At 71.1% G+C, this 9,358-nt stretch carries 7 protein-coding genes; 4 read left to right on the plus strand and 3 right to left on the minus strand.

Going from position 1 to position 9,358, the window contains the following annotated elements:
- Both VN520_RS35515 and thrS read left to right on the plus strand, forming a co-directional pair.
- On the plus strand, positions 1–1,096 hold a 1,096-nt coding region (locus tag VN520_RS35515; protein WP_325751072.1), incomplete at its 5' end, for a hypothetical protein.
- A gap of 102 nt (positions 1,097–1,198) precedes the next feature.
- On the plus strand, positions 1,199–3,175 hold the full coding sequence (gene thrS / locus VN520_RS35520; protein WP_325751073.1) for a threonine--tRNA ligase: 1,977 nt from the start codon (positions 1,199–1,201) through the stop codon (positions 3,173–3,175).
- A 28-nt stretch (positions 3,176–3,203) separates the two neighbouring features.
- Here thrS and VN520_RS35525 read toward each other — a convergent pair whose 3' ends face one another.
- A complete protein-coding gene (locus tag VN520_RS35525) occupies positions 3,204–3,881 on the minus strand; it encodes a potassium channel family protein (protein ID WP_325751074.1) in 678 nt (225 codons plus the stop codon).
- Between the two features lie 66 nt (positions 3,882–3,947).
- Here VN520_RS35525 and VN520_RS35530 point away from each other — a divergent pair, with 66 nt between their 5' ends.
- Positions 3,948–4,520, plus strand: a complete 573-nt coding sequence (locus VN520_RS35530; protein ID WP_325751075.1) for an HIT domain-containing protein — start codon at positions 3,948–3,950, stop codon at positions 4,518–4,520.
- 38 nt (positions 4,521–4,558) lie between these two features.
- Here VN520_RS35530 and VN520_RS35535 read toward each other — a convergent pair whose 3' ends face one another.
- The gene (locus VN520_RS35535; protein ID WP_325751076.1) at positions 4,559–6,229 is read right to left on the minus strand and encodes a hypothetical protein; all 1,671 of its coding nucleotides are present in this window, start codon (positions 6,227–6,229) and stop codon (positions 4,559–4,561) included.
- Positions 6,230–6,386: 157 nt separating this feature from the next.
- Positions 6,387–8,612 carry an elongation factor G-like protein EF-G2 gene (locus tag VN520_RS35540; RefSeq protein ID WP_325751077.1) on the minus strand — a complete coding sequence of 742 codons (2,226 nt, stop codon included), beginning with the start codon at positions 8,610–8,612 and terminating at the stop codon, positions 6,387–6,389.
- 263 nt (positions 8,613–8,875) lie between these two features.
- On the opposite strand from VN520_RS35540, the gene pgsA reads away from it, so the two are divergent.
- Positions 8,876–9,358: phosphatidylinositol phosphate synthase (pgsA, locus tag VN520_RS35545; RefSeq protein ID WP_325751078.1), on the plus strand; the 483-nt coding region annotated here is incomplete at its 3' end.

Consider the following 9,358-nt stretch of genomic DNA (forward strand, 5'->3'; position numbering starts at 1 on the left):
CGGCTGGCACCGGCGCGGGGGCACCCGAGGACGCTACAGCCGCTGGGTGCCGCCCGGCCCCGCCACCGGCGGCACCAGCCTGCTCGTGCCGGACAGCACCGCCTACCCCGACGGCGAGGACCTGCTCGCCGAAGCCCTCACCGCGCTCACCCGCAGCGCCGCCCCCTCCGCCCGCGACATCCTGGTCGCCCTCACCGTGCCCAGTGACGAGATCCGCTGGTGGCGTGAGGTTCCCGAGGACGCCTCAGGGGCTGCCGACTGGACCGGCGCCGACCAGCTGCGCACGGCGGCCCGGCAGATCCTCCTCGCCGGATCGCTCGCCGTGCGCGGCAGGGCCGGCTACCACGGCGCCCGGCACCGCAGGAAGGCCCTCAGCACCCTGGAGGGCACCCTCGTCGGGCCGGCGGCCGACGGCCGCAGCCTGACCGCCTTCGTCCCCGTCGCCGCGGGGCGGGCCGTGGCCGTACAGCTCTACGCGGCGCTGCACGCGGCCCGGGAAGCGGTCGACTACCAGCGGGCCACCGGCGGGATGGACGCGTTCGACGCCGCGGTCGCCGCCGGCGTCAGCCGGGAACTGACCGAAGCGCTCGTCTCACTCGTCCGGGGAGCGGAAGGAGCCAGGATCACCCTGGCCTGGGCACCCGCCGCCGGAACCCCCGAAGGCTGCCCCGCGAGCCCCGAGCCCGTCGAGTTCTCCCCGGGCGACCTGCCCGCTCTCCGCCTGGCGGGAGTGCGCTACCTGCAGGACGAGCCCGCAGTTCCCGTACGGCTCACCGGGGCCGTCGTGCGGCTGCGCCGCTCCGGGCCGCGCGGCCCCGGCGTCGTACGGCTGCGGGTGCTGGCGGGGGCGGAGGTCACGCACGTCCGGATCCAGCTCGACGAGGAGGCCTACCGGATCGCGGGCCACGCCCATCTGGTCGGCCTCCCGCTGCGGGTGGAGGGCCGGCTGGAGAGCCGGGGCGGCTTCCGGCGGCTCGGCGGCGCCTCACAGGTCACGCCGGTCCAGGTCGACGAGGCGGAGCGGGACCGGCTGATGAAGGCGCTCCACGAGAACGTCGACTTCTTCGAGGAGGCGTGCACGGGGGACGGGGAGTAGGCGCCCCCGGTATCCCTTTCGCGTCGAGGCCCCCCGGCTCGGTACGATTCCTCTTGCGCGCGCAAGAGGAAAGCGACGCACCCCCTCAGTCAGGAGAGACCGGTGTCAGACGTCCGTGTGATCATCCAACGCGATTCCGAGCGGGAAGAGCACGTGGTGACGACGGGCGCGACGGCCGCCGAGCTCTTCCCCGGGCAGCGCACCGTCGTCGCCGCCCGGGTCGGGGGCGAGCTTCGGGACCTCGCGTACGAGCTCCGGGACGGCGAGGTCGTCGAGCCCGTCGAGATCTCCTCCGAGGACGGCCTGAACATCCTGCGGCACTCGACCGCGCACGTCATGGCCCAGGCCGTGCAGGAGCTGTTCCCCGAGGCCAAGCTGGGCATCGGCCCGCCGGTCAAGGACGGCTTCTACTACGACTTCGACGTCGAGAAGCCGTTCACGCCCGAGGATCTCAAGGCCGTCGAGAAGAAGATGCAGGAGATCCAGAAGCGGGGCCAGAAGTTCTCCCGGCGCGTCGTCACCGACGAGGCCGCCCGCGAGGAGCTCGCCGACGAGCCCTACAAGCTGGAGCTCATCGGCATCAAGGGCTCCGCGTCCTCGGACGACGGTGCGGACGTCGAGGTGGGCGGCGGCGAGCTGACCATCTACGACAACCTGGACGCCAAGACCGGCGACCTGTGCTGGAAGGACCTCTGCCGGGGCCCGCACCTGCCCACTACCCGGTTCATCCCCGCGTTCAAGCTGATGCGGAACGCCGCGGCGTACTGGCGGGGCAGCGAGAAGAACCCGATGCTCCAGCGCATCTACGGCACCGCGTGGCCCACCAAGGACGAGCTCAAGGCGCACCTGGAGTTCCTTGAGGAGGCCGCCAAGCGCGACCACCGCAAGCTCGGCAACGAGCTGGACCTCTTCTCCTTCCCCGACGAGATCGGTCCCGGCCTCGCGGTCTTCCACCCCAAGGGCGGCGTCATCCGCCGGGCCATGGAGGACTACTCGCGGCGCCGCCACGAGGAGGAGGGCTACGAGTTCGTCTACAGCCCGCACGCCACCAAGGGCAAGCTCTTCGAGAAGTCCGGCCACCTGGACTGGTACGCCGACGGCATGTACCCGCCCATGCAGCTCGACGACGGGGTGGACTACTACCTCAAGCCGATGAACTGCCCGATGCACAACCTGATCTTCGACGCGCGCGGCCGCTCCTACCGCGAACTGCCGCTGCGCCTCTTCGAGTTCGGCACGGTGTACCGGTACGAGAAGTCGGGTGTCGTCCACGGCCTGACCCGCTCGCGCGGATTCACGCAGGACGACGCGCACATCTACTGCACCCGGGAGCAGATGGCCGAGGAGCTGGACCGGACGCTCACCTTCGTCCTGAACCTGCTCCGCGACTACGGTCTGACCGACTTCTACCTGGAGCTCTCCACCAAGGACCCGGAGAAGTTCGTCGGCTCGGACGAGGCATGGGAAGAGGCCACCGGGACACTGCGTCAGGTCGCCGAGAAGCAGGGCCTCCCGCTGGTCCCGGACCCGGGCGGCGCCGCGTTCTACGGCCCGAAGATCTCGGTGCAGTGCAAGGACGCCATCGGCCGTACCTGGCAGATGTCGACCGTGCAGCTCGACTTCAACCTGCCGGAGCGCTTCGACCTGGAGTACACCGGCCCGGACGGCACCAAGCAGCGCCCGGTCATGATCCACCGCGCGCTGTTCGGCTCCATCGAGCGCTTCTTCGCGGTGCTGCTGGAGCACTACGCGGGCGCGTTCCCGGTCTGGCTGGCCCCGGTCCAGGCGGTCGGCATCCCGATCGGCGACACCCACATCCCGTACCTCCAGGAGTTCGCCGCCGAGGCGCGCAGGAAGGGACTGCGGGTCGAGGTGGACAGCTCCTCGGACCGGATGCAGAAGAAGATCAGGAACCACCAGAAGGCCAAGGTCCCGTTCATGATCATCGTCGGTGACGACGACATGAACGCGGGCACGGTCTCCTTCCGCCACCGCGACGGGTCGCAGGAGAACGGCATCGCCCGTGACGAAGCGATCGCCAAGCTCGTCGACGTGGTGGAGCGTCGCGTGCAGGTGTGACCCCCGCACGGAGGAGGCCCCCGGGGAGCTACCCGCTCCCCGGGGGCCTCCTCTCGTCCTCCCGCTGGAACACCTCCACCAGCCACGACGAGAACGCTCCCGTCACCGCCCCCAGCAGCGCCAGCCCGCACGCCATCAGGAACGCCGCGATCACCCGGCCACCCGGAGTCACCGGTACCGCGTCGCCGTAGCCCACCGTCGTCAGAGTGGCGCACGCCCACCACACAGCGTCGCCGAACGTACGGATCGTGGAGCCGGGCGCCCCCTGTTCCTGGTGGTACACCGCGAGCGCCGCGGAGAAACCCAGGAGAGCGGCTGTGAGGCTCGCATACGTCATCACCCGGGCGTACAGGCTCAGCCTGGGGCGGTCCGCGCGCTGCTGGACCGCCGTGTAGATCCGGACGACGCGCAACGGGCGCAGCAGCGGCAGGAGCAGGACCACCGTGTCCAGCCAGTGGCTGTGCACGAAGCGGACGCCCAGCCCGCTGCGCCGGAGCCGCACGCCGTAGTCCACGGCGAAGAGCAGCCAGGTGGCGGCGACGAGGGCGAGGGCGATGTCGCGCCAGGGCTGGACACCGAGGGGAGCGAGGACGCGGACCGCGTAGCCGGTGAGGAAGACCAGCGACGCGGCGAAGAGCGGCACCTCGGTGCGCTGCTCCCATTTCTCGAGCCGGCCGGGGACGGGGGGCGTGGGGCGGTCGCTCATGGCGTCAGCATCGCGGTGTGCCGACGGGGTCGGCCCCGGCGACACGCGCGCCGGGGACCACGCAATATGCTGACGGACATGACGAGTGAGCCGGAGCAGCAGATCGGAGTGGGGACGCCCGACGCGTTCCAGCGCCTGTGGACGCCCCACCGGATGGCCTACATCCAGGGCGAGAGCAAGCCGAGCGGCCCTGGAGCCGGGGACGGCTGTCCGTTCTGCGAGATCCCGTCGAAGTCCGACGAGGACGGGCTGGTCATCGCGCGCGGCGAGAAGGTCTACGCGGTGCTCAACCTGTACCCGTACAACGGCGGGCACCTGATGGTGGTGCCCTACCGGCACGTCGCCGACTACACGGAGCTCGACGGCCCGGAGACCGCGGAGCTGGCCGATTTCACGAAGCGGGCCATGGTCGCGCTGCGGGCCGCCTCGGGGGCACACGGCTTCAACATCGGGATGAACCAGGGCGCCGAGGCCGGCGCCGGCATCGCCGCCCACCTCCATCAACATGTGGTGCCGCGCTGGGGCGGAGACACCAACTTCATGCCGGTCGTCGGCCACACCAAGGTGCTCCCGCAGCTGCTGGGGGACACCCGGACGATGCTGGCCGGTGTGTGGCCGGCCGGGCTGCCGTCCGTCTGAGCTGATCCCCGCCCGGGGCGGGGACGCCCCGGGCGGCCTCACGCGTCGTAGACGTCGGCCTTCTTCGGGGCGGGGTCCTGGACCAGGCCGCTGAGCACCATGGAACGGTTGTCGAAGCGCTCGGTGTCGACGCCGTGTTCCTTCAGGACCCGCATCGTCGCGGAATGCACGACGCGCAGGACCGGGGTGGCGGTCCGCATCGCGTCGTCGGCCATGAAGCGGTGGCCCCACGGTTTGGCCGCCCAGGCGTGGCGCAGGCCGAAGGGCTCGGGCAGGACGATCTTGCCGCCCAGGTAGTCGAGCAGGGGCGGGTACCAGGTGAAGGGGGCCCGCAGGGCGAGCCTCACGACCTCGCTCGCCTTGACGAGGGGGAGCGTGATCTTGCGGGTCTCCCAGAACCTGACCGCCTTCTTGACCGTCTTGGTCGCCGCTTCCGGCTTGGTGAGGAAGAGCGAATGGACGGGGCCCAGCGCGTGTCCCGTGACCTCGATCCGCAGCGTCTCGTGGAGCACGGTGACCGTGATCAGCATCGTGATCACCAGCTGACCGTCCCAGAGGGTGAACTGGACGCCCAGGTAATGCCGGTTGCCGCTGCCGAACTGCTGGTGGTTGCAGATGCGCTGTATCTCATGGGGCTTGATCTGGAAGGTGGCGACGTCCTCGCCCTCAGGCCGGGAGACGGAGTCCGCGTTCTCGCCGACGGGGGAGACGATCCAGTGCTTGACGGACGGCGTGGGGAAGCCGCCGGTGTTCAGCGGGCCGCGCTCCAGCATCTTCAGCTGGTCGTGGATGGCCCGTACGACGTCCCAGCTGCGGAACTGGTGGATCTCCCTGGTGGGGTCCTCCGGTGTGAGCTCCTCGGCGAGCTGCCAGCTGCCCCAGCGGGTGCCCATGCCGAGGATGCCCTTCGGGCCGGCGTAGAAGACCGAGTTGGACTGCTGTTCGGCGGAGAGCTTCTCCAGAGCCTGGCGCAGGGCCTCGCGGGCGGTCTCGCTGGGGTTCTTGGGCACGGCCTCGGGGATCTTCGCGCTGACGCCACCGCCGGAGAGGAGTCCTTCCCAGCGGGCGCGCAGATCCTTGACCGAGGTCTCCGCGATCCGCTTGGCGAGCACCCAGCCGATCAGCGGGGCGACGGCGCAGGCGCGCAGATAGAGGCCCAGGAAGCCGGTGAGCGGCATGGTGATCAGGAAGAACGCGGCGGCGGCGCCCAGCGCGACGAGCAGGATTCCGCCCAGCGCCTGGAAGAACTTGTCCTTGGACTTGTGGAGGAAGTCGCGCAGCCGGAAGGCGAGGACCCAGAGGACCAGGCCGGGGAGGAAGAGGAAGCCGAAGACGGCGGTGACCAGGGTCAGCTTCGTGTCCCGTGCCTTGCGCAGCCGCGTCGCGGACAGGCAGTGCTCGACGACGGTCTGCGGGTCGGTGCCGAAGGACTGGATGAGCGCGTTGCGGCCACCGCCGAGCATGCGTTCCTGGACGGCCCTGGAGAACGCCTCGCCCAGATTCGGCTTGAAGTAGTCGGACTTGAACAGCTTGGACTCGCCCGGTTTCACCTGGGACTTGTGCCACTCGCTGTTGGCCTTGAGGATCTCCGTCACATCGCTGTCGCGGTACGCGGCGGAGGCGAGGGCGTTGGTCGCCACCGCCTGTCCTCCCGAACCCTGGAGCGGGATCTGCGCTCCGGGAGAGAAATCGAATCCGTCGTTCGCCACTGTCGCCCCCACTCGCCCGCACGGCCTGCTTCTGCGGCTGTTCCCAACTACCGTACGTCGCACACCTTCTGAGCTGGGCCCCCAGACTATCGTCCGGGCCCCTCGCCCGCTCACGGACGGGGCCGACGGGTGGGTGCGAGGCGCCATATCCGGTCGGCTAGCTCATGTTTGTGGCGTTTTCCCGTGCTTCGCGGATGCGGTCGGCGAGTTGCGCAGGCATCGGTTCGTGCCGGGCGTACGCCCGGTCGAACCGGCCGGTCCCGCGCGTCAGGGCGCGGAGGTCCACGGTGTACCTGCCGATCTCGGCCTCCGGCACCTCGGCGCGCACGAGAGTGCGCTCGCCGGAGCTCTGTTCGGTGCCGACGACCCGGCCCCGCCGCCCCGCGAGGTCGCTCATGACGGGCCCCACGTAGTCGTCGGGAACCAGGACACCGACCTTCGCGACGGGTTCGAGGAGCTGGACGCGGGTGCCGGCGGCGGCCTCGCGCAGCGCCAGCGCGCCCGCGGTCTGGAAGGCGGCGTCGGAGGAGTCGACCGAGTGCGACTTCCCGTCGAGCAGGCTCACGCGTACGTCGACGAGCGGATGGCCGGCCGCCACACCGCGGGCGGCCTGGGCGCGTACGCCCTTCTCCACGGACGCGATGAACTGCCGCGGCACCGAACCGCCGGCCACCTTGTCGACGAACTCGATGCCCGTACCGGGCGGCAGCGGCTCCACCTCGATCTCGCAGATCGCGTACTGGCCGTGGCCTCCGGACTGCTTGACGTGCCGGCCCCGCCCGGCGGACCGCGAGGCGAACGTCTCACGCAGCGGCACACGGTGCGGTTCGGTGTCCACCTGCACGCCGTACCTGCTGCGCAGGCGTTGCAGCGCGACATCCGCGTGCGCCTCGCCCATGCACCACAGCACAACCTGACGGGTGTCCTGGTTCTGCTCCAGACGCATCGTGGGATCCTCGGCCACCAGGCGTCCCAGGCCCTGCGAGAGCTTGTCCTCGTCGACCTTGCTGTGGGCGCGGACCGCGAGCGGGAGGAGCGGATCGGGCATGGCCCACGGTTCCATCAGCAGCGGATCGCCGGCGCCCGAGAGGGTGTCCCCGGTCTCCGCCCCGCCGAGCTTGGAGACGCAGACCAGGTCCCCGCAGACGCAGTGGTCCAGGGGGCGCTGCCGACTGCCGAAGAGTTCGCAGAGGGCGCCGACGCGCACATCGGCCTCATGGCAGGGGCGGTCCCCGCCGCCGAGCCCGGCGAGGCCGTGGCCGCACACGTGCACGGTGTCGTCGGGGCGCAGAGTGCCGGAGAAGACGCGGACGAGGGAGACCCGTCCCGCATATGGGTCGGACGCGGTCTTCACGACCTCGGCGACCAGGGGCGCCGCCGGGTCGCGGACGGGGGCGGGGCGCGGGTCGCCGCCCGGGGTGGTGACGGCGGGCAGGGGGCGTTCCCCGGGGGAGGGGAAGCCTCGGGTGATCAGGTCGAGGATCTCCACGGTGCCGACGCCCTGGCGGGCGCCCTCGGCGGCGGGGGCCGCCGGGAGGACGGGGTGGAAGGAACCGCGCGCGACGGCGCGCTCCAGGTCGGCGAAGAGGGTCGCGACGCCGATCTCGTCACCGCTGAGATAGCGGTCCATCAGGGTCTCGTCCTCGCTCCCGGCGATGATCCCCTCGATGAGCCGGTCACGCGCCTCCCGGAGCGGTTCCTGCTGGTCACCGGCGGGCGGCTTCTCCTGCCGCTGCCCCGAGGAGTAGTCGTAGACCCGCTGGGTGAGCAGCCCGGCGAGCCCGGTGAGCGGGGCGTGGCCGTCCGGGCCCCGGGGCCCCTGCACCGGCAGATGGAGGGGGAGCACGGCGTCGGGGTCGTCGTGCCCGAAGATCCGGCCGCAGATCCGGGCCATCTCGCCGAAGGACGTGCGCGCGGTGTCCAGATGGGTGACGACGACGGCCCGTGGCATCCCGACCGCCGCGCACTCCTCCCAGACCGCCCGGGTGGCGTCTGCCACGGCATCGGCCTCCTGGGCGGCCGAGACCACGAAGAGGGCCGCGTCCGCCGCGCGCAGACCGGCCCTGAGCTCACCGACGAAGTCGGCGTATCCGGGAGTGTCGAGGAGGTTGACCTTGATGCCGTCCCATTCGACCGGCACCAGGGAGAGCTGTACGGAGCGCTGCTGCCGGTGCTCCATCTCGTCGTAGTCGGAGACGGTGCCGCCGTCCTCCACGCGGCCCGCCCGGTTCACCGCCCCCGCCGTGAGGGCGAGGGCTTCGACCAAGGTGGTCTTGCCCGATCCGGAGTGGCCGACCAGCACCACATTCCGTACGGACGTGGGACGGTCGGCCGCCGTTGCCCTTCCGGCGGCTCCGGGGTGGGTGTGTGTCTTGTCGCCCATGTCCTTGCCTCCCGTGCGCGGTGAGGTCGCCGTGGGCGCGGACACGCGGGACCGCGTGCACTGGCGGCTCCGGCGACGCCCGCGGTTCTTCGAGCTTTCCACTCCCGTCACGCCGCGTCCATACGACGGACCCGATCCCGCCGCCCACCGGCCGCCCACCAGGGGCTCAGGGTGCCCGTCCGTCGCCCACGCGCGCGCGTGGCTACGATGGGCCAGCCGGTGGCCAGCGGGGCCACACGGCGACACCGACCGTCGGGAAGGCCATGCTGAACAAGTACGCGCGTGCATTTTTTACGCGTGTCCTCACACCGTTCGCCGCGTTTCTCATCCGCCGGGGCGTCAGCCCGGACACGGTCACGCTGATCGGCACCGCCGGGGTGGTCGCGGGCGCGCTGGTCTTCTACCCCATGGGCGAGTTCTTCTGGGGCACGGTCGTGATCACGCTCTTCGTCTTCTCCGACCTCGTCGACGGCAACATGGCCCGCCAGCTCGGCCGCTCCAGCCGCTGGGGCGCCTTCCTGGACTCCACGCTGGACCGGGTCGCCGACGGCGCGATCTTCGGCGGCTTCGCCCTCTGGTACGCGGGCGGGGGCGACGACATCGTGCTGTGCGCCGTGTCGATCTTCTGCCTGGCCAGCGGCCAGGTGGTGTCGTACACCAAGGCGCGCGGCGAGTCGATCGGACTGCCCGTCGCGGTCAACGGCCTGGTCGAGCGCGCCGAGCGCCTGGTCGTCTCGCTGGTCGCC

This window comes from Streptomyces sp. (assembly GCF_035563135.1).
In the GTDB taxonomy this organism is placed as follows: Bacteria; Actinomycetota; Actinomycetes; order Streptomycetales; family Streptomycetaceae; genus Streptomyces.

Excerpts from the sequence above, each read along its gene's own strand:
- VN520_RS35525 (WP_325751074.1), bottom strand. The coding sequence starts at position 3,881 with ATGAGCGACCGCCCCACGCCCCCCGTCCCCGGCCGGCTCGAGAAATGG.
- VN520_RS35540 (WP_325751077.1), bottom strand. The coding sequence starts at position 8,612 with ATGGGCGACAAGACACACACCCACCCCGGAGCCGCCGGAAGGGCAACG.
- VN520_RS35530 (WP_325751075.1), top strand. The coding sequence starts at position 3,948 with ATGCTGACGGACATGACGAGTGAGCCGGAGCAGCAGATCGGAGTGGGG.